The organism is Dyadobacter frigoris, assembly GCF_005280585.1.
GTDB lineage: Bacteria > Bacteroidota > Bacteroidia > Cytophagales > Spirosomataceae > Dyadobacter > Dyadobacter frigoris.
In genome coordinates, this window is record NZ_SZVO01000011.1 from 42300 (window position 1) to 61642 (window position 19343).

At 39.8% G+C, this 19343-nt stretch carries 22 protein-coding genes; 13 read left to right on the forward strand and 9 right to left on the reverse strand.

The annotated features are described in order from the left end of the window. Positions 1-137: 137 nt before the first annotated feature. The 4 genes from FDK13_RS22115 to mutY all read right to left on the reverse strand — a co-directional run bounded on the left by FDK13_RS22115 (position 138) and on the right by mutY (position 4192). Complete coding sequence (locus FDK13_RS22115; RefSeq protein ID WP_170982879.1) at positions 138-614, reverse strand: single-stranded DNA-binding protein; 477 nt, start codon at positions 612-614, stop codon at positions 138-140. A gap of 125 nt (positions 615-739) precedes the next feature. Further along, a complete protein-coding gene (locus FDK13_RS22120; RefSeq protein ID WP_137342204.1) occupies positions 740-1930 on the reverse strand; it encodes a Gfo/Idh/MocA family protein in 1191 nt (396 codons plus the stop codon). A gap of 219 nt (positions 1931-2149) precedes the next feature. Beyond that, positions 2150-3007 carry a phytanoyl-CoA dioxygenase family protein gene (locus FDK13_RS22125; protein WP_137342205.1) on the reverse strand — a complete coding sequence of 286 codons (858 nt, stop codon included), beginning with the start codon at positions 3005-3007 and terminating at the stop codon, positions 2150-2152. Positions 3008-3112: 105 nt separating this feature from the next. Next, positions 3113-4192, reverse strand: a complete 1080-nt coding sequence (gene mutY / locus FDK13_RS22130) for an A/G-specific adenine glycosylase (protein ID WP_137342206.1) — start codon at positions 4190-4192, stop codon at positions 3113-3115. A gap of 159 nt (positions 4193-4351) precedes the next feature. On the opposite strand from mutY, the gene FDK13_RS22135 reads away from it, so the two are divergent. The 3 genes from FDK13_RS22135 (at position 4352) to FDK13_RS22145 (ending at position 7374) form a co-directional block, all read left to right on the forward strand. Then, positions 4352-4657 (forward strand): HU family DNA-binding protein, encoded by a 306-nt coding sequence (locus FDK13_RS22135; RefSeq protein WP_137342207.1) that lies wholly within the window; start codon positions 4352-4354, stop codon positions 4655-4657. 29 nt (positions 4658-4686) lie between these two features. After that, complete coding sequence (locus FDK13_RS22140; protein WP_137342208.1) at positions 4687-5544, forward strand: tetratricopeptide repeat protein; 858 nt, start codon at positions 4687-4689, stop codon at positions 5542-5544. A gap of 267 nt (positions 5545-5811) precedes the next feature. Further along, positions 5812-7374 carry an Rne/Rng family ribonuclease gene (locus FDK13_RS22145; RefSeq protein ID WP_170982880.1) on the forward strand — a complete coding sequence of 521 codons (1563 nt, stop codon included), beginning with the start codon at positions 5812-5814 and terminating at the stop codon, positions 7372-7374. Between the two features lie 61 nt (positions 7375-7435). Here FDK13_RS22145 and FDK13_RS22150 read toward each other — a convergent pair whose 3' ends face one another. Together FDK13_RS22150 and FDK13_RS22155 are read right to left on the reverse strand one after the other, a co-directional pair. Continuing rightward, on the reverse strand, positions 7436-8263 hold the full coding sequence (locus FDK13_RS22150) for an enoyl-CoA hydratase/isomerase family protein (RefSeq protein WP_137342209.1): 828 nt from the start codon (positions 8261-8263) through the stop codon (positions 7436-7438). A gap of 24 nt (positions 8264-8287) precedes the next feature. Beyond that, positions 8288-9376, reverse strand: a complete 1089-nt coding sequence (locus FDK13_RS22155; protein WP_137342210.1) for a M20 family metallo-hydrolase — start codon at positions 9374-9376, stop codon at positions 8288-8290. A gap of 260 nt (positions 9377-9636) precedes the next feature. Here FDK13_RS22155 and FDK13_RS36180 point away from each other — a divergent pair, with 260 nt between their 5' ends. Then, entirely contained in the window at positions 9637-9780 is a 144-nt protein-coding gene (locus tag FDK13_RS36180; protein WP_229216179.1) for a type II toxin-antitoxin system RelE/ParE family toxin, read from the forward strand. Positions 9781-9805: 25 nt separating this feature from the next. Further along, the gene (locus tag FDK13_RS22165) at positions 9806-10117 is read left to right on the forward strand and encodes a HigA family addiction module antitoxin (RefSeq protein ID WP_229216162.1); all 312 of its coding nucleotides are present in this window, start codon (positions 9806-9808) and stop codon (positions 10115-10117) included. Positions 10118-10132: 15 nt separating this feature from the next. Here the strand turns inward: FDK13_RS22165 and FDK13_RS22170 are convergent, their stop codons facing one another. The 3 genes from FDK13_RS22170 to aat form a co-directional block, all read right to left on the reverse strand. Further along, entirely contained in the window at positions 10133-11383 is a 1251-nt protein-coding gene (locus FDK13_RS22170) for a glutamate-5-semialdehyde dehydrogenase (protein ID WP_137342212.1), read from the reverse strand. Positions 11384-11388: 5 nt separating this feature from the next. After that, positions 11389-12420 (reverse strand): glutamate 5-kinase, encoded by a 1032-nt coding sequence (gene proB, locus FDK13_RS22175; protein ID WP_137342213.1) that lies wholly within the window; start codon positions 12418-12420, stop codon positions 11389-11391. 72 nt (positions 12421-12492) lie between these two features. Beyond that, on the reverse strand, positions 12493-13122 hold the full coding sequence (gene aat, locus FDK13_RS22180) for a leucyl/phenylalanyl-tRNA--protein transferase (RefSeq protein ID WP_137342214.1): 630 nt from the start codon (positions 13120-13122) through the stop codon (positions 12493-12495). A 360-nt stretch (positions 13123-13482) separates the two neighbouring features. Here aat and FDK13_RS22185 point away from each other — a divergent pair, with 360 nt between their 5' ends. The 8 genes from FDK13_RS22185 to FDK13_RS22220 all read left to right on the forward strand — a co-directional run bounded on the left by FDK13_RS22185 (position 13483) and on the right by FDK13_RS22220 (position 19331). Then, positions 13483-14193, forward strand: coding sequence for a GNAT family N-acetyltransferase (locus tag FDK13_RS22185; RefSeq protein ID WP_137342215.1), 711 nt, complete (start codon positions 13483-13485; stop codon positions 14191-14193). Positions 14194-14355: 162 nt separating this feature from the next. Further along, positions 14356-14598 carry a hypothetical protein gene (locus tag FDK13_RS22190; protein ID WP_137342216.1) on the forward strand — a complete coding sequence of 81 codons (243 nt, stop codon included), beginning with the start codon at positions 14356-14358 and terminating at the stop codon, positions 14596-14598. 46 nt (positions 14599-14644) lie between these two features. Next, entirely contained in the window at positions 14645-15844 is a 1200-nt protein-coding gene (gene argG, locus FDK13_RS22195) for an argininosuccinate synthase (RefSeq protein ID WP_137342217.1), read from the forward strand. A gap of 104 nt (positions 15845-15948) precedes the next feature. Then, positions 15949-16185 (forward strand): DUF2281 domain-containing protein, encoded by a 237-nt coding sequence (locus tag FDK13_RS22200; RefSeq protein ID WP_137342218.1) that lies wholly within the window; start codon positions 15949-15951, stop codon positions 16183-16185. Next, positions 16182-16583, forward strand: coding sequence for a type II toxin-antitoxin system tRNA(fMet)-specific endonuclease VapC (gene vapC, locus FDK13_RS22205; RefSeq protein WP_137342219.1), 402 nt, complete (start codon positions 16182-16184; stop codon positions 16581-16583). The genes FDK13_RS22200 and vapC overlap by 4 nt, the downstream gene beginning before the upstream one ends. Continuing rightward, entirely contained in the window at positions 16583-17566 is a 984-nt protein-coding gene (gene argC, locus FDK13_RS22210; RefSeq protein ID WP_137342220.1) for an N-acetyl-gamma-glutamyl-phosphate reductase, read from the forward strand. The genes vapC and argC overlap by 1 nt, the downstream gene beginning before the upstream one ends. Before the next feature lie 109 nt (positions 17567-17675). Further along, entirely contained in the window at positions 17676-18809 is a 1134-nt protein-coding gene (locus FDK13_RS22215) for an aspartate aminotransferase family protein (protein ID WP_137342221.1), read from the forward strand. A gap of 129 nt (positions 18810-18938) precedes the next feature. Then, positions 18939-19331, forward strand: coding sequence for a GxxExxY protein (locus FDK13_RS22220; RefSeq protein WP_137342222.1), 393 nt, complete (start codon positions 18939-18941; stop codon positions 19329-19331). Positions 19332-19343 lie beyond the last annotated feature (12 nt).

Sequence of the window (19343 nt, forward strand, 5' to 3'; positions counted from 1 at the left end):
TAATAAACCTTGCAGGTCCACGTGCAGAAGTAAAGGCCGTGGCGCTATGCAATATAAGAATTCTATCCAAAAATAGTATTGCTAATTTCATCATAGATGGAAATAAACATGATTTTCGGATAGAATTCCGTTGAAAATCAGAATGGTAAATCGTCATCGTCATTTCCAGCTGCCATCGATGGCGGAATTGGATCTGAAGATCGTGGTGCCTGATTTTGTTTTGGAGCTGATGACTGGGCATTATTTGGAGTACCTTGATTGTTATTTTCTGCTCCGCCAGAATTTGGCCCTCCCAACAATGTCATACTATTTGCACGAATGGTCACGCCGGATTTCTGCACACCTTCTTTATCCGTCCAGTTATCTGTACGAAGCCGTCCCTCTATATAAACAGAATTGCCTTTTTTGAGATATTTCTCAGCGACTTTCGCAAGTCCTTCCCATAGCTCAATGCGGTGCCATTCCGTATTCTCAACTCTCTCGCCGCTTTTGTTTGTGTATGCTTCGGTTGTAGCAATACTGAATTTTGCTACCGCAGATCCGCTTTCCAGATAACGAACTTCCGGATCGCTGCCTAAATTTCCAATAAGGATTACTTTGTTAACACTTGCCATGATTTTGTGCGCTTGTGATGATTGTGGATAATTAAATTCAATATACCGGATATTAGTTCAAATATGCAAATTCAAATTTCGCATAAATTGAACATACCTGTTTTCCAGTTATCTGAATCGGATTTTCAAATATCATGTTCACTAATTTTCCCTGTTTTTTTATTTTTCAGGATTAGTTTATTGCGGCCATCGTGCGTTACCTCCTGTTTGATCAGATAATGTTCCTCATCATATTCAACATAATTTGATGGCTTGGTAACGCCTTCCTGACCACGCCAGACAGGCAGCTCAACTTTCTCCCACAACTTCGTCTTTGAGGATCGATAGGCAGCATCAATTACAGCATTGACAACATAACCGTCGTAAAAAGTTTCGGCAGCGTCCCGGCCTTCTTCTGCCGCATTAAACATATCTGTAAACATATGGTTGTAGCCCAGATCATTCACCTCATCGCCGACAGGAAAAAGCCAGCCGCTTTTACTTTCCGCTTTTTCCGCTACATAATCGCCGCCACTGCCGGAACTATACATTTCAAATCCAGTGCGAAGAAAATTGTTGATCCAGATCGTTCCTTCTGTTCCCATGACCTCATCACGTAAATCCATCCCACCCCGGAAAGTCCAGCTCACTTCGAATTGTCCTATCGCTCCGTTTTCATATTTAACCAAAGCAATCGCATGATCTTCGGCATCAATCGGCTTCACCTGCGTATCTGCCCAACACATTACTTCTACCGGACGAATATCTTTCCCTATAAAGTTTCTGGAAATTTCGATGCAGTGGCATCCTAAATCCAGAATACATCCACCGCCGGCTTGTTCGATATCCCAAAACCATTCACTGTGCGGGCCAGGATGTGCTTCTCTGGATTTCGCCCAGATGATCCTGCCCAAAGCTCCGGTTTTGACGCTTTCCAGCGCCTTCAAAAATTTCGGACTATAACAAAGATCTTCTAAATAACCGGCGAAAATTCCGGCTTCTTCCACAGCCCGCATCATACGAAGTGCTTCATCGGCATTTCTTCCTAAAGGTTTTGTGGAAACAACGGCCTTTTTATGTTTTGCACAAAGCATCACGGCCTCTTCGTGAAGATTATTTGGCAGCGCAATGCATACCATATTTACGCTTGGGCTGGAAATAATCTCCTCCATACTTATGGACCAAAAATCACAACCATAATCATCCGCGAATTTCTTTGCGCTTTCTTCCCGACGCGCATAAATCGCAACAACCCGATCGCGGCCGCGCTGACCATGAATAGATTCCGCATAAAAACGCCCGATGAATCCGGAACCGAGCATGGCAATTTTCTGCATAATTATTAATATGGTTAGTTTTTATAAAAGAGAATCTCAGGTTTATTGCGGTGCTCTGCACCTTGAAAAATCTTTTTCTTCTCAATTTCTACAATTATTGGGGTACTCTGTACCTCTGCCAGATAAGGTGCCGAGCACCAAAATATTTGTAGAAATATATTAGCCCAAATCGAGCCAAAGGTGCAGAGCACCGAAATAATTCATTTCAATAAACTTTCCTCAATTCGTTTTTACATCTTTCTCCCACCCTGTGGTTTTCAATGCTGGGTCATCCTCCTTTTTCAAAAAGTCAGCGTTTCCAAATGGGGTAGCGTTCCATTCTGTAATAGCATGATCAGGAACGATATCTACCGGAATTCGCCAGGAAGTGGACGTTTCGGCATATGCTAAATTCGATTGTAAATTGTAACAAGAAATCAATGACCAGCGAGGTTTATCGGATAAATTTGCTTCGGAACGATGCATGAGATTACTGTGAAAAAATAACGCGTCGCCCGGTTCAATTTCACAATAGATCAAATCCATGGTTTCCAGTGCATTATTGACCATCGTCATATCCGCGCCAACTTGTTCGCCCGCAAAACCGTGATTGACTCTGCCCAACTTATGTGAACCTTTGATGATCTGCAAACATCCATTTTCTTTATTAGCAGACGTCAAAGCAATCATCACACTCATCATTTGATCGGGAAATAGAAATTGATTTTTATACCAATATCCATAGTCCTGATGCCATTCCCAGGCTCCACCGACCTTTGGTTCTTTCTGCATCAGTTTGGTATGAAAATGACAAACTGCACTTTCCTGACCCAACAACTGAGCAACTGAATTTATCATTCGCTCGCTTCGGATCAGGTAACCGAAAACATCATTTCCCGGAGTAAACCACAGAGACAACTTTGTTTTCTTCCCGGTCTGATCGTTCAAATCCATTGCATTTTTCTGCATGATGGAATTTTCAATTGCGCTGTTATATAGTTTGTCAATTTCCTCCTGAGAAAAAAGATTTTTGACTACCAAAAAGCCATCGCGGTGATAGGCTTCAATTTGTTCTTCATTTAAATTGATCTTCGCCATCGTTTTGAATCGTTATTTGTTCAGTACAAATTCATATTATTAAAAACACAATTCTGTTTAACAATACTCATATCAAACTGAAAAATAACTTTGCAAGAATAACGTCTATAAAAACAGTTCCTCTTTCAATACCGTATCCATTAAAATAGGTTTTGGCAATTCTTCAATTTCATTTTTGGAATAAAATGCCATGCCTAATGGCAGATCTACAACTTCATTTTCGGCAATTGTAATCCACCAGAACCTTACAGTCAATCTTTGATGCGTAAGTAAATGTGTGTATTCTTTCAAAACCTGCCGCAATTGTCCCTTTTGTTTCCAGTCTTCCAGAAATTTATCTTCCGGCAGATCGTCAGGATTATTGATATCTGCCAGGGATTCGATCAAATAAAAATCATACAGACCCTTCCATATATCTTTTTTCAAGCGCTCATGCATCGCCAGACTTTCGCCCTTTTGTAAAATAAAATAATTGAAATACCGGTTTTTCACCGCATTCTTTTTCATCTTGACCGGAAGCTTGTTCTGCATATTAAACTCGTATGCATAACACATATAAGTAAAAGGACAAACGGAACAATTCGGCGAAGCAGGTACACATTGCAATGCACCAAATTCAATCATTGCCTGATTGTAAGTAGCAGGATCGTCCTGAGGAATAATCTGTTTTGCCAGATTTGTGAATTCATTTTTTGCTCCTGAACTTAATATATCAGTAAAAATTCCAAACAAACGAGACATCACCCGATACACATTTCCGTCTATAGCAGGCACAGCCTCATTGAAAGCAAAAGAAGCGATCGCAGCAGCCGTGTAAGCGCCTAGACCTTTCAGCTTGGCAAGTTTTATAGACGTTTCCGGAAATTTACCTTCGCATTCTTCCACAATGTGACGCGCAGTATAATGCATATTTCTGGCGCGTGAATAATACCCCAAGCCCTGCCAAAGTCTTAACACATCCCGCTCATCAGCAGCTGCCAAATCAAATACTGTCGGATAGGTAATCAGGAACTTTTCATAATACGGAGTGCCCTGAGTTACACGTGTTTGTTGCAAGATTATCTCCGAAAGCCAAATTTTATATGGATCCGTAGTTTGTCTCCAAAGCAGCGGACGGTGGTTTTCGAGGTACCAGGATTTGAGTTTTGCGTTAAATTCAAGTAGTTGTAAATGATCGGGTAGCATAACGTTTTGACTTATATACACTGTTTTTTAACCAATTAGAAAAAAAATGAAAATGCTAACCTTTTAAATTATGGTAAAATTACCCTACCTTTGTGTTCCCAAAATTTAGAGGAGGAAATAAATAAACGAAATAATATCCACTTAAAGTAAACAATCAAAGTGACTAAGGCAGACGTAATCGCACAAATTTCCGAGAAAACAGGTGTAGACAAGGGCGATGTTCAACAAACGCTAGAATCGTTTTTTACCGTAGTAAAGGACTCGCTTGCGGACGGTGAAAATCTTTATGTTAGAGGTTTTGGTAGCTTCATTAATAAAAAGCGTGCCCGTAAAGTAGCTCGTAATATCTCACAAGGTACTTCAATGATCATTGACGAGCATTATGTACCAAGCTTCAAGCCGGCAAAAGTTTTTGTTGAGCAAGTTAAAGTGAGTGACAAATTGAAAGATCTGGCTGAAAAATAATTTGCCTTAATAGGTTTGATTAAAACAGTATGAAAAAGTCTATAATTCTTTCTTGTGTATTGGCATTGGCCCTGGTTGGAACACTTTACAGTCTTCCGAAGGTGGTAGTGAATACAAAAGCAAAAGAAGTGGACACCGAGAAGAGTCAGGCTGCGACAGCGCCAGGTGCTTCCGCACCAGCTACTCCGGCATCCGAAACTCCCTCAAAGATGCATGATGGAGCCACTTTATCCCCAGAACAACAAAAGAATGTTGCTCTGCTGAGAAGTGGCTTCAATCAGGCAACCGGAAAAGACAAAATAGCTGCCGGATTAAAATTGTCTGACACGTTTGCCAAACTTCAAAAATTTGACAGCGCCGCCAGTTATGCCGAAAAAGTAGCCCGGTTATCGCCTTCTGTTGAGAATATCACAAAAGCTGGTGACCGCTATTACGAAGCATATGGATTTGCCGTTGATGATGCCAAAGCGAAAAGCCTGGGTAACAAAACACGTGAATTTTATGGCAAAGCAATTGAAAAAAATCCTGGTCTGCTAGCCGCGAAAGCTAATATGGCCATGACTTACGTGAATACTGAAAACCCGATGCAGGGAATTTTGATGTTGCGCGAAGTTTTGGATACGGATCCCACAAATGAACTAGCTTTGTTTAATCTTGGTATTCTATCTATGCGTTCGAATCAATACTCGAAAGCAGCAGACAGATTCAGACAAATACTGACTAACAACCCTGCTAATACAAAGGCAAAATTCTATCTGGGATTGACACTTGTTGAATTAGGGAACAAAGATGAGGCCCGTAAAGTATTGGCAGAAGTAAAAAAAGAAGAGAAAGATCCCGTTATCCAACAGGCTCTTATCGAACTTCAGGAGCGTCTTGACAATTAAATAAGTAAAACAATTATTTTTTATTATATAAACGACATAAATTTATGCCTTGCGGAAAGAAAAGAAAGAGACATAAGATTTCCACTCACAAGAGAAAGAAACGTCTTAGAAAAAATAGACATAAGAAGAAATAATTGATATATGACCGGATTTGTATATATTATGAATCCGGTCATATTATCTCTTACGATATATATGTTGCCTGTCTTTAAATGTAAAGCAGGAGGTTGAGTATTAACTTTATATAGCCATTTGGTTGGTTGAACATTGAGTAACGAATTACTAATAAATTCTACTCAAAAGGGAGAACGTATAGCCCTTTTGCAGGATAAACGTCTGTTAGAATACCACGTCGAAACACCGGATCAGAGCTTTACCGTTGGGGATATTTACCTTGGTACAGTTAGGAAGCTCGTGCCTGGGCTTAATGCCGCATTTGTAGACGTGGGGTTTGAGAAGGATGCTTTTTTGCATTATCTGGATTTAGGGCCTAACATCAACTCTCTTAACAAATTAACCAAAGATGTAATTTCCAAGCGTGTCAATTCCGGGAAGTTGAATAACTTCAAAATGGAACCTGAAATTGAGAAACTTGGCAAGATTGATAAAGTACTTTCTAAGAATCAGGCTATTCTGGTTCAGATTGTTAAAGAACCTATTTCAACAAAAGGTCCCCGCCTATCGTGCGATATTTCCATTGCAGGCCGTTATATCGTTTTGGTTCCTTTCTCAAATTCAGTAAACCTTTCGAAAAAGATTACTGACAAACAGGAAAGAACGCGTTTGCAGCGACTGATGTCCTCCATCAAACCAGCCAATTTCGGTGTCATTATCCGTACCGTTGCCACTGGAAAAGATGTAGATGAACTGAACAAAGATCTTCAGGACTGTCTTGACAAATGGGAAAATGGTATCAAAGCGCTTCGTGATGCCAAGCCTCGTGACCGTGTGATCGGTGAAATGAACCGTGCTTCTTCTATAATCCGTGACATGCTGAACGAATCGTTCGACAGTATTACGGTGGATTCAAAAGAAGTTTACGAGGACATTAAAGCTTACATCCACAACATTGCGCCGGATAAAGAAAATATCCTGAAACTGCATAACGGCAAGAACAAGATATTTGAACAATTCGGTTTAGAGAAGCAAATTAAATCTCTTTTTGGCCGTTCGGTAAGTTTGCCAAACGGCGGTTATCTGATCATTGAACATACGGAAGCTTTGCACGTGATTGACGTGAACAGCGGAAATAAGTCCAATTCGGAAGAAGATCAGGAAGCTACTGCGCTCAGTGTAAACATTGAAGCAGCGAAGGAAATTGCCCGTCAATTACGTTTGCGTGATATGGGTGGAATTATCGTTGTCGATTTCATTGACATGAAGAAAGCGGAAAATAAACGCGTTCTTTTTGACATGATGCGCGACGAAATGAAAGGAGACCGTTCAAAATATACGGTTCTTCCGCTTTCTAAATTCGGGTTACTGCAAATCACACGTCAGCGTGTAAGACCCGAAATGAATATTGTAACCCGCGAAACCTGCCCTACTTGTGGCGGTACGGGAACAATTCAGGCGAGTATTCTGGTAACGGATATTATTTTGTCTAATCTGGATTATATTCTTTCCAAACAAAATGAGCGTGGCATTACCATCGCGCTTCATCCGTTTATTTACGCTTACTTTACCAAGGGATTAATTTCCGAACAAATAAAATGGTTCTTCCAATACAGAACCTGGGTGAAATTGATCAAGGATACTTCATTAGGCGTCATCGATTTTAAATTCCACAATAAGTATGGAGAAGAAATTGAAATCGTTCCGGGAAGCTAATAAGGCGGTCGGCAATCAGCTTTCGGTTTTGGCTCGTTGAGAGATATCCGGTGATTTCCTTTTACTTTCCTTTCCAGATAGCATTTCTCTTTTCTTTGAATGCGGCTGTGCCTTCTTTGGCGTCTTCCGATTTCAGGAGATTTTCTAATTGGGATTTTAGATAACTATGGCGTTTGTCTTCGTCTATTTCTGATAAATTTTGAAGTGTCTCCATTCCTGCTTTGATAGCGTATGGAGCATTTGAACAAATTAGATCCGCAAGGTTATTGACTTCTTTTTCAATGACTTCTTTTTCTGCTATCTGGGTGACTAAACCTAAATAAAGCGCTTCTTCTGCCGAATAACTTTTTCCAGTTATCGACATTTCCAGTATTTTTCTTTTTGGAATAATGTCAAGTAATGATGCCATGACCTGCATGGGCCAAATTCCTCTTTTGACTTCGGGCAAACTGAAATTTGCGTCTGGTACGCTGATGACAAAAGTGCATCCGCAGATGATTAGAAACCCTCCTGCAAACACAGAACCTTCAACTTGGGCAATGCACGGTTTGTGTAAATAAGCAAAAGTGTCACCCAGCCTTACTTCTTCTATCGGTTCGGGAAGTGTTTGATTTTTTTGATCTGCTGACTTATCATGAAAAGCGTTAAGATCAGCTCCGGCACAAAAAACCGGGCCTTCTGCTTTTAAGATAATGCATCGAACTTCAATCTGACTTTTTGCATAAGCCAGCGCAAATGCAATTTCATTCGCCATCGTCGGCGTGAAGGCATTTCGTTTTTCCGGCCGGTTAAGTCTTATTTCAAAAACATTTCCTTTCAAAGAAGTTTTGATATACAGAAACTGAACTGTATCAAAATTCTCAACGTCTTCTTCTTTGAAAAAAAGCATAATAAATAAACGTTAATGAGAAAATCACATGGTAACAACCTCTTCCAGCATACTGATATATTGCAAAATACCAGCCTCAATTTCATGCAGATAAATAAATTCATTGGCAGTATGCGAGCGTTCCGAATGTCCCGGCCCCATTTTCAAAGACGAACAATCCAGCAATGCCTGATCCGAAGTTGTTGGTGAGCCATAAGCCGTTCTTCCGCGTTTCAAGCCGGCCTGCACGATCGGATGTTCCATAGGAATGCTGGAAGGACGCAAGCGAATCGAACGTGCACTTATTTCGGACTGAATATTTTCCTGAATCACCTCAATGATTTCTTCCAGAGTATATTGATCCGTTGCTCTTACATCAATCGTAAAAACACAACTATCGGGCACCACATTATGCTGCGTTCCAGCATTAATGATCGTAACCGACATTTTTATCGGTCCCAAAGTCGGGGAAACTTTTGGGAATTTATAGTTCCGTATCCATTCAATATCCTGGATCGCTTTATAAATCGCATTATCTCCTTCTTCTCGTGCAGCGTGTCCGGATTTTCCTTTTGCAGTACAATCCAGTACCAGCAAACCTTTTTCAGCTACGGCAAGATGCATTTCCGTTGGTTCTCCCACAATCGCAAAAGAAATTTCCGGAAGCTCAGGAACAACAATTTCCAGACCTTCTTTTCCCGAAATTTCCTCTTCAGCAGTCGCAGCGATCACAATATTATAAGTTAGATCTTCACGATCATAAAAATGACAAAAAGTAGCGATCAATGAAACCAGACAGCCACCTGCATCATTACTTCCCAAACCAAAAAGCTTATCATCCTCAACCAAAGCCTGAAATGGATCCAGTGTCCAGGATTTATTTGGCTTGACCGTATCGTGATGAGAATTTAAAAGAACTGTTGGTTTTGTAGCATCAAAATATTTATTGTAAGCCCAGACATTGTTCTTTTTAGTTTGAAAAGAAATCTCTTTTTGTCTGAAAAAATCCTGGATTAAGGCAGCCGTCTGCTCTTCTTCTTTGCTGAATGATGGTGTTTCAATCAGCTTTTTAAGTAAAGAAATTACTTCCTGTGTAAGTTTTTGGATATTTTCAGAATCAGTTAATGAAGACATATTTGGGATATCTGGTACAACAATATTTTGGGCAAAGGTATAAAAAAAGGATTCACAAGAGTGACGTAAAATCGCAGTCGCGTCAAATCTATTTTTATCTTAAACGTTCTATTCTGTATTCGTGTTATGATAATAAACTTTCGACACAAAGGTCTTAGGTTATTTTACGAAAAAGATGATTCCTCCAAATTACAACCTCATCATATTGAAAAATTAGAAGAATCCTTTATCGTTTGGACGAGTCGTTGACCATCGAAGATATGAATCAGATCGGGTGGGCACTTCACCAGCTTACAGGAGAATTGAAAGGTTTTTGGTCAGTTAAGGTTGATAAGAATTTTAGAATTATATTCAGGCTGAAAAACGAGCAAGTCTTTGACGTCGACTATATTGATTACCAGTAATAGCAATACTATGATAAATCGAGGCATGAAACCCCCACATCCAGGATCTATGATTCGGGATATTATGGAAGGAATAAAAGAAGAAACAGGAAATTCATTAACGATTACGACGGTCGCACAGGGACTGGGTGTAACGAGAAGTACCGTTTCAGCAATTTTAAATGAACGCCAGGGAATAAGTTCACAAATGGCGATCAGATTATCTGAAGCGTTTGGTTCTACGCCCCAGTTTTGGGTAAAATTACAATCTGATTACGATCTGTGGCATGCCGATAAGAAAGTAAACAAAAGTGAGGTTAGACATTTCTTGTCGCCACGCACATTAGAATCTGCGTAGTGACAAGAAATAATATTAGGCTCTAATCTGCCCATCCCCTCTCACCACCCATTTTTCCGTCACCAGCTTTTCCAAAGCAAAAGGCCCGCGAGCGTGCAGTTTCTGCGTTGAAATTCCGATTTCAGCGCCCAAAGCAAATACGCCGCCATCTGTAAAACGGGTTGAAGCGTTGGCATACACAGCCGCCGCATCTACTTCATTCAAAAACTTTTCAATCGCCTTAGCATCTTTGGAAATAATTGCTTCGGAGTGACTTGATGAGAAATTATAAATATGATCAATCGCCGCATCTAATCCATCAACAATTTTGATGGAGCATTTATAGTCAAGAAATTCTCTCCCAAAATCTTCCGGTTCTGCTTTTTTCAAAAATGGATATTCCGCTTTTTCAAGAATTTCAAAGGAAGTTTCATCCGCGAAAACTTCTACATTCCAGTTTATAAAATCTTCTTTCAATGTTGGTAAAAACGCAGCAGCAACTTCACGATCGACAAGCACAGTATCCAGCGCGTTACAAGCAGAAGGACGGGAAACCTTCGCATTCACTACGATATTCTTCGCTTTTTCAAGATCCGCTGTTTTGTCCACATACGTATGACAAACGCCTGCTCCGGTTTCAATCGTTGGTACAAGAGAATTTTTACGGACAAATTGGATAAGTCCTTCTGAACCGCGTGGAATGATAATATCTACATATTTAGTCGCCGTCAGAAGTTCATTGACAAATTTCCGGTCCGTCGGCAAAAGCATGACCGCAGCTTGATCAATTCCCATTTCAGCAAGACTTTCATGGATCAAACTTACAAGATAAGTATTTGAAAAATGCGCTTCTTTTCCACCTTTCAAAACACAGGCATTTCCGGAACGCAGACAAAGCGACGCTACGTCCAATGTAACATTCGGTCTGGATTCGTAAATAACACCAACCACGCCAAGCGGAACGGTCAGTTTTTTCAACGACATTCCCTGCTCTATTGTCTTTTCCAACAAAACCTCTCCCGTCGGATCCGGCAACGCAGCCACATCGCGCAGACTTTGCGCTAAATCTATAATCCTTTTTTCATTCAAAAGCAGACGGTCTTTCTTGGGGTCGGCATCATCCATCAATACCAGGTCTTTTTGGTTTTCAATGATGATGTTGGCCTTATTTGCCAAAACCTTTTCAGCCAAGGCATTAAGCAAATCTGCTCTCTGTTTGTCAGATAATTTCCGAACCGCCACTGAGGCGTCTTTCGTTGCTTTTAAAAGAGGTATTATAGATTCCAATTCCATTATAATAAAACGATATCGTTGGCGTGTGCCACTTCAAAATTCAATGTTTTCAAATTCACTTTTATAGCACCGGATGTTTCTCTGGCGCGTGCAACCGCGATCATTTCATCATCCTGAGAATATATTTCAATAATTTCACCGGCTTCAAAATCTCCTGTTACTTCGATTACACCGACTGCTAACAAACTTTTTCTTTTCAGTAAAGCCTTGGTTGCACCTTCGTCTACCTGCAATCTTCCTGAAACCAATCCTCCACTTCCTAACCAGCGGTTTCTTGCAGAAAGCGTACTTTTTTCAGGACTAATTTCGGTACCTGCTTTTCCTTCGAGCGCTTTCAATAATTCGTCTTGCTGTTTCATTCCAAAAATGAAAACCTTGATTCCCATACGGGTAGCAAGTTTGGCGAATGTCAATTTGGAAGCCATTCCGCCCAATCCAAGGAATGATTTGTCCGTTCGTACAAATTTAAAAACCTCATTAACATTGGATACGTTCCCGATAATATTTCCGGCTTCGTCCAGCAATCCTCCTACCGAAGTACAGAACATCAACGTTTCCGCTCCAAAACCGACTGCCAGTAAAGTTGCCAGTTCGTCATTATCCGAAAATTTCAACTCACGATCACTGACAACGTCATTCTCGTTAACAATTGGAATAATGTTATTCTGCCATAATTCTTCGAACGTATTTTTCAGCTGCAAAAACTTATTGCGGTTCGCAAAATGCTGACGTTCACAAAGACTTTGCGCGATAAAAATTCCATTGGGTGCGAAATAATTAGCATAAAGTCCAACCAATAAGGGATTTCCAACAGACGCTGCCGCTTTCCGCTGCGTCATCGTTCCCTTATAATCATTGATATAAGCTTTTCCGGCACCCACCGCCCCTGATGAAACAATGATGATGCGGTATCTGGGATGCAGTAATGAAACCTGACGGGCTACTTCTGAAATAATCGTAACATCGGGCTCTCCGGAAGGAAGCGTAATAGACGCCGTCCCGAACTTGATAACAAGAATTGGTTTTGACACTTTGTGAATACTTAAAATACTTCTTACTCTGAGATTAACTTTTCAGGCTAAAATTACTTAGTTACCCGGTTATTAAAAAGCAGAATGTTTGGAAGAAGGAATTTGCGGAGGATTTAAAAGGAATTTCCTGTTTAACTGAAGTGCTTTTTTTAATCTTTCCATGTAATCCGTTCGTGGGATTTCGATCGCTCCGTATCGCAAAACATTATCGTTGATAAACTGGGTATCCAGTAACTGATAACCGTTGGCCCGAAGAATTTCTATCAGATAGTGAAAAGCTACTTTGGAAGAATTTGCTTCACTGTAAAACATGGATTCGCCAAAAAATACACCACCAATGGAAACACCATATAAGCCGCCAACTAACTTATTTTCACGATAAGCTTCTACGCTGTGCGCGTAACCGAGTTTATGTAAATTGGTATAGGCAAAAATAATATCGCTCGAAATCCAGGTTCCGTCTTCCTGCACGCGCGGACCGGCGCATCCGTGCATGACACCTTCAAAATCAAAATCTACACGAATTTCAAAAGTTCTTTTATTAATGACCGGGCGTAGTGACTTATGTGGTTTGTAGGAGTCTATAGGAATAATGGCCCTGGGATCAGGTGAATACCAATAAATTGTTCCATCCGGCTCTGCCATTGGAAAAATTCCATTGATGTATCCGTAAAGAAGATCGTCAGCTGTCAGGGTTGTCATTCCAAAAATTCATTCAAATTCATAAGACTGATGCAAGCTAAAAAATTTGTCGTTACTCCCGAATATTTTTTCTGTTGGACGAACTATAAAAATATAATGCATGTTTCTTTCAAGTAACATTTTTTTTTACAAAATTTGCATCCTCTTAGACGGATCAACAAACCAAATGAATAGCAACGGAATACATACTGTGCTTCATACTACACCTTTCAGGTTTAGGTCCCCCAGGACCGTCTAACTCTTGTTTACCTATGTGGTAAAACTTCTATCCCTATCTTTTTTAAATTTTTGAAACGTCCCATCGTAATTTTCTGGGAATTTAATTTTTGTTTCGAACAATTTTCGTCAGTAAATTAATAAATGAAAAATACCGAAGTAGTAGGCAGTAAGTTCATTATACAAACCGCCAATGAAAATCATTTCCATTTCGCAGATACAATTTGTGCTGAAATGGAAGAGAGTGCCAAAAAACGTGGTACTGGTATAGCAAAACGCTCTCCTGTTTATATCATGGAAAAAATGGTAGAAGGAAAAGCGATTATTGCCACAACTGATACAGGCGTGTGGGTTGGTTTTTGTTATATCGAAACCTGGGAACATGGAAAGTTCGTGGCCAATTCCGGGCTTATCGTACATCCGGACTTTCGTCAGAGTGGTATGGCAAAAGCGATCAAGCAAAAAGCTTTTGAACTTTCACGTCTAAAATATCCGGATGCCAAAATTATTGGTATCACAACCAGCTTGCCTGTAATGAAGATCAACTCCGATCTTGGTTATGAACCTGTTACATTCAGTGAACTTCCTGCGGATGACGCTTTCTGGAAAGGCTGCGCCAGCTGTGTAAATTATGATGTACTTACCCGTACCGGCAGAAAACATTGTTTATGTACTGGTATGATGTACAATCCTGAAGAACATAAAAAAACCGAGGCACAACCGGAAAAAGACACTTGGGATTTCCTGAAAGAATCCAGCCTTTACGAGCGTTGGATGCGTATAAAGCAACGTATTTTGTTGCGAAGGGAAGAACGTGCCAAAAAGAAAAATGCCGAGGCGGTGCTCGTACACTAAGTACAGCACTCATATTATTGATTATTATATCATTCTAAATACCTCGCCCGGCAGCTTTTAAACTCCGATGCGAGGTATTTTTCGTTATATCCTGAATTAAAATAGTATTAAGGGAATAAGCTTTTCCCAATTCGGGAATACTTAAGTACTTTTACACACTAAATGGAAACTAAAAAACTTTCAATCAATTTGGACGAAATAGTAATCAAACCGATTACTAATCAGGACGATTTTGAGAATGCCAGTAATATTATTGATGCCTTAGTTGATGCCGATTTAATAGAAAATAGCTCCGAAAGGAAAAAAGCAATGGATATTTTGGAGGCAGTTGCAATTTTAGCAATTGAATATGAAAAGAAGCACTTTTCAATTCCAAAACCCAGTTCAAATAAAGTCAACAAGTAACATTTAGGTAGTTTTAAATAGAACAAGAATCATATTAATAAATAGAATGTCACAGCCCAAAGTAGTATTAGCGTTTAGTGGAGGATTGGATACCTCATTTTGTGTAAAGTATTTAGCCGAAGATAAAGGCTATGAAGTTTATTCAGTTTTGGTTGACACCGGTGGTTTCACAGAAGAAGACCTTAAAACTATTGAAGCGAATGCCTATTCATTAGGAGTGAAAAATCATGCTACTATTTCAAAAACAGCAGATTACTACAATGATTGTATCAAATATCTGATTTTTGGTAATGTTTTGAAAAACAATACTTATCCACTTTCCGTAAGTGCTGAGCGCGTTTTTCAGGCAGTTGCTGTTGCTGAATATGCAAAAGAAATTGGCGCAACTGCGATTGCACATGGAAGTACAGGTGCAGGAAATGACCAGGTTCGTTTTGATATGGCGTTCCGTATTATCATTCCGGAAGCTGAAATTATTACGCCAATCCGTGATTTGAAGCTTTCGCGTGAGGCTGAAATTGAATATCTGACGAAAAAAGGCGTTGGCCGCGAATGGGCGAAAGCAGCATACAGTATCAACAAAGGACTTTGGGGAACTTCGGTTGGAGGAAAAGAGACTTTAACTTCTGAAAAATATCTTCCGGAAGAAGCATGGCCAACGCAGGTTTCTAAAACTGAACCCGAAACTATTACGCTGGAATTTGTTGAAGGTGAATTGAAAGGTGTAGCAGGAGAAACTTTCGAAAATCCGGTTAACGCCATTCAAAAATTGGCTTCTATTGCGCAACCTTTCGGAATTGGACGTGATATTCACGTGGGTGATACGATTATTGGTATCAAAGGACGCGTTGGTTTTGAAGCCGCAGCTCCTTTGGTTATCATTAAAGCACATCATACGCTTGAAAAACACGTTTTGAGCGAGCAGCAGCTTTATTGGAAAGAACAACTTTCTAACTGGTATGGTAGCCTGCTTCATAAAGGTCAGTTTACAGAACCTGTTATGCGTAACATAGAAGCTTTCTTATCTGATACGCAGTCGCATGTTACGGGAAAAGTGCATGTGCATCTTGCTCCATACCGTTTCCATGTAGAAGGAATTGAATCTCCATTTGATTTGATGTCTTCGAAATTCGGAAGTTATGGTGAAATGAATAATGCCTGGACAGGAGACGATGTAAGAGGATTTTCGAAAGTTGCTTCTAATCAGGTGATGATTTATCAGAAAGTAAGCGAGAGTAATGATTAATTCCGGGCGGCCGGTGCCGTTAAGGGTTAATGATTAAGGGTTAATTGTTAATGGTAGTGATTGGTCTACAAGTTTATATTTGACAAGTTTTAAAGTTTTTGATTATGACAATAACAGAACTGCAAAATCAAATTCAGCGCAAGACGCTGGAATTGCCTCCTGATTTACTTCAGGAAGTATTTGATTATATGGAATTTATTGTTGAAAAAAAACGGAAGAGATTATTTTCGTCCGATCAGGAATTTCAAAAATGGTGGAAAAACCTTGATAACTTTTCTGATGATTTTATGAAGGATCGTACGCAACCTCCATTAGATAAACTTGAAAATTTGTTTGAATGAAGTATTTGCTTGATACTAATATTATCGCCTACATTATAAATGAAAGGCCACCTGAGGTAATTTCTAAATTTCTGTCACTATCCAAAGATGAAATTTTCGTCTCCTCAATTGTCGTAGCAGAACTATGGTATGGCGTTGTTAAAAGTCACAAAAAAGAGCAGAATAAAACAGCTTTGGAAGAATTTTTAGCTCCTTTGACAATTGTCGATTTTGATTTCACAGCAGCAAAGTTTTATGGATTAATTCGTGCAGATTTAGAAGCTAAGGGTTTAATAATTGGTTCAAATGATATATTAATCGCAGCACACGCTCTTAGTTTAGGACTTACTTTGGTTACAAATAATACCAAAGAGTTTGGAAGAGTGATTGGTTTGAAATTAGAAAATTGGGTGGAATAATGAATAAAATAAATATAGGCATTATCGGTGCCGCGGGTTATACTGGTGGAGAATTATTGAGAATTGTCATTAACCATCCGAATCTAAATATTGCCTTTGCACATAGTAAAAGCCAGATCGGGAAGCCGGTTTATGCTACGCATACAGATTTGTTGGGTGATACGGAACTGAGTTTTTCGGGAGAAGATATTCAAACCTTGTTAAATCAGGAAAGTTTGAACGCGATTTTCCTGTGCTCAGGCCATGGAGAATCGAAGAAGTTTCTGGATGAATATAACGTTCCTGAAACAGTTAAGATCATTGATCTAAGCACTGATTTCCGTGATGAATCAAATGGTTTCACGTACGGTTTACCTGAACTTCAAAAGGAAAAAATAGAGACTTCAAACAAAATCGCTAATCCAGGATGTTTTGCGACGAGTATTGAGCTGGCGATTTTACCGTTAGCGAATGCTGGGTTGTTGAAAGAAGATGTGCACGTAAGTGCCGTGACTGGTAGTACCGGAGCAGGTCAGTCGCTGAGTGCAACGACACATTTTTCCTGGAGAAATAATAATCTGTCGATTTACAAGGCTTTCGCGCATCAACACCTGACTGAGATTAAAATGAGTCTACGGAAATTGCAGGCTGGTTTCGACAAGGCAGTGAATTTTGTTCCATATCGCGGTGATTTTACTCGTGGAATAATGGCCAATGTTTACACGCCTTATTCCGGAACGATTGAAGAAGCGAAAGAAATTTATAAAAATTATTACGCTGAACATCCTTTTACGCATGTAAGCGATTCGCCGATTGATGTGAAACAAGTGGTTAATACCAATAAATGTTTCATTCATTTGGAAGTACATGACGGTCAGTTGTTGATCAGCAGTATCATTGATAATTTAACAAAAGGTGCTTCGGGACAGGCCGTTCAAAACCTGAACCTGATCTTCGGATTACCGGAAGATGCAGGATTAAGGTTAAAGGCACCCTCATTCTGATTTTTGTTTAAACGCAGAGTTAAGGAGTTAAGCGCAGAGGACGCTGAAACTTTTTCTCTGCAGCACTCCGCGTAAAAACTCATTTCCTCTGCGTTAAAAAAATATTACTATGTCACATTTATTTGATGTTTATCCACTTTACGATATAGAACCTGTAAAAGCTGAGGGCTGCTATTTATGGGATACGAATGGTACTAAATACCTGGATCTTTATGGCGGACACGCGGTGATTTCCGTTGGACATTGTCATCCGTATTATGTAGATATGTTAAGCAAGCAGCTTCATGCGATTAACTTTTACTCGAATTCAGTAAAAATATCTTTGCAGGAAGAATTGGCGGAAAAACTTGGAGAGCTTTCAGGTTACCCGGATTATAAACTTTTCCTTGTTAATTCAGGCGCGGAAGCGAACGAAAATGCGTTAAAACTGGCTTCGTTTCATACAGGTCGCTCAAAAGTGGTAGCCTTTACAAAGGCATTTCATGGACGTACTGCCGGCGCTGTTGCCGCGACAGACAATCCGTCAATTGTTGCTCCTGTTAATTACAACAAACACGTTACTTTCCTTCCTTTCAATGACATTGACGCACTTCAGGAAGGTATTACGGATGAAGTTTGTGCCGTAATCGTTGAAGGAATTCAGGGCGTTGGCGGGATTCAGGTCAGTAGTGATGAATTTCTTCAGGCTTTGCGGAAACGTTGTGATGAGACTGGTGCTGTATTAATTCTTGACAGCGTACAGTGTGGTTATGGCCGTACCGGAAAATTCTTCTCGCACCAGTTCAGCGGAGTCCACCCTGATCTGATGACAATGGCGAAAGGTATGGGTAATGGTTTCCCAATCGGCGGCGTTTTGATTTCTCCGAAATTTAAGGCTAGCTATGGTTTGCTAGGTACTACCTTTGGCGGAAATCACATGGCCTGTGCTGCGGGAATTGCTGTGCTTGACATTATGAAAAACGAAAATCTTTTGGATAATGCTACGGAAATCGGAGAATATCTGCTGAATGGCATCAAAGAAATCGGTGGATATAAAGAACTTCGTGGACGTGGTCTAATGATCGGGATTGAATACGATTTCCCGGTTAAAGATCTTCGGAATAAATTACTATTTGAGCATAAAATGTTCACGGGTGTAGCCGGGGCTAATACAATTCGGTTGTTGCCTTCGCTTGCATTAGGAAAAAAGGAAGCTGATTTGTTCCTGGAATCTTTGAGAATAGAAGTTACGAGTCTTTCTTAACCGCAATGGGCGCAATAGGTTTTCGCAATGGATGCAATGGATATTTTTGAGAATAGAATTGCAAAACAAATCTATTTTTGTGCTCTGTAATCATTTTCTTAACCGCAATGGGCGCAATAGGTTTTCGCAATGGATGCAATGGATATTTTTGAGAATAGAATTGCAAAACAAATCTATTTTTGTGCTCTGAAAGTACATAAGACATTGGGGCCAGGTTTACTGGAATCTGCTTATGAAGAATGCCTGTATTATGAAATTAAAAAAGAGGGTCTTTGGGTTGAAAAGCAAAAAGCACTTCCTCTTGTATATGAAGATATCAGACTTGAAGTCGGATATAGAATAGATTTATTGGTGGAGAATTGCGTGATCGTGGAAATCAAAGCTGTCGAAGCTCTTAACGATGTGCATACTGCTCAGTTATTAACTTATCTAAAACTAACGAATTGCAAACTTGGGCTATTGATTAATTTCAATGTAGCGTTAATAAAAAACGGTGTCAAAAGATTGGCAAACGGATTATAATTTTATTGCGTC

Excerpts from the sequence above, each read along its gene's own strand:
- FDK13_RS22115 (WP_170982879.1), bottom strand. The coding sequence starts at position 614 with ATGGCAAGTGTTAACAAAGTAATCCTTATTGGAAATTTAGGCAGCGAT.
- FDK13_RS22120 (WP_137342204.1), bottom strand. The coding sequence starts at position 1,930 with ATGCAGAAAATTGCCATGCTCGGTTCCGGATTCATCGGGCGTTTTTAT.
- FDK13_RS22125 (WP_137342205.1), bottom strand. The coding sequence starts at position 3,007 with ATGGCGAAGATCAATTTAAATGAAGAACAAATTGAAGCCTATCACCGC.
- mutY (WP_137342206.1), bottom strand. The coding sequence starts at position 4,192 with ATGCTACCCGATCATTTACAACTACTTGAATTTAACGCAAAACTCAAA.
- FDK13_RS22140 (WP_137342208.1), top strand. The coding sequence starts at position 4,687 with ATGAAAAAGTCTATAATTCTTTCTTGTGTATTGGCATTGGCCCTGGTT.
- FDK13_RS22150 (WP_137342209.1), bottom strand. The coding sequence starts at position 8,263 with ATGCTTTTTTTCAAAGAAGAAGACGTTGAGAATTTTGATACAGTTCAG.
- FDK13_RS22155 (WP_137342210.1), bottom strand. The coding sequence starts at position 9,376 with ATGTCTTCATTAACTGATTCTGAAAATATCCAAAAACTTACACAGGAA.
- FDK13_RS36180 (WP_229216179.1), top strand. The coding sequence starts at position 9,637 with ATGAATCAGATCGGGTGGGCACTTCACCAGCTTACAGGAGAATTGAAA.
- FDK13_RS22165 (WP_229216162.1), top strand. The coding sequence starts at position 9,806 with ATGAAACCCCCACATCCAGGATCTATGATTCGGGATATTATGGAAGGA.
- aat (WP_137342214.1), bottom strand. The coding sequence starts at position 13,122 with ATGACAACCCTGACAGCTGACGATCTTCTTTACGGATACATCAATGGA.
- FDK13_RS22185 (WP_137342215.1), top strand. The coding sequence starts at position 13,483 with ATGAAAAATACCGAAGTAGTAGGCAGTAAGTTCATTATACAAACCGCC.
- FDK13_RS22190 (WP_137342216.1), top strand. The coding sequence starts at position 14,356 with ATGGAAACTAAAAAACTTTCAATCAATTTGGACGAAATAGTAATCAAA.
- argG (WP_137342217.1), top strand. The coding sequence starts at position 14,645 with ATGTCACAGCCCAAAGTAGTATTAGCGTTTAGTGGAGGATTGGATACC.
- FDK13_RS22200 (WP_137342218.1), top strand. The coding sequence starts at position 15,949 with ATGACAATAACAGAACTGCAAAATCAAATTCAGCGCAAGACGCTGGAA.
- vapC (WP_137342219.1), top strand. The coding sequence starts at position 16,182 with ATGAAGTATTTGCTTGATACTAATATTATCGCCTACATTATAAATGAA.
- argC (WP_137342220.1), top strand. The coding sequence starts at position 16,583 with ATGAATAAAATAAATATAGGCATTATCGGTGCCGCGGGTTATACTGGT.
- FDK13_RS22215 (WP_137342221.1), top strand. The coding sequence starts at position 17,676 with ATGTCACATTTATTTGATGTTTATCCACTTTACGATATAGAACCTGTA.
- FDK13_RS22220 (WP_137342222.1), top strand. The coding sequence starts at position 18,939 with ATGGATGCAATGGATATTTTTGAGAATAGAATTGCAAAACAAATCTAT.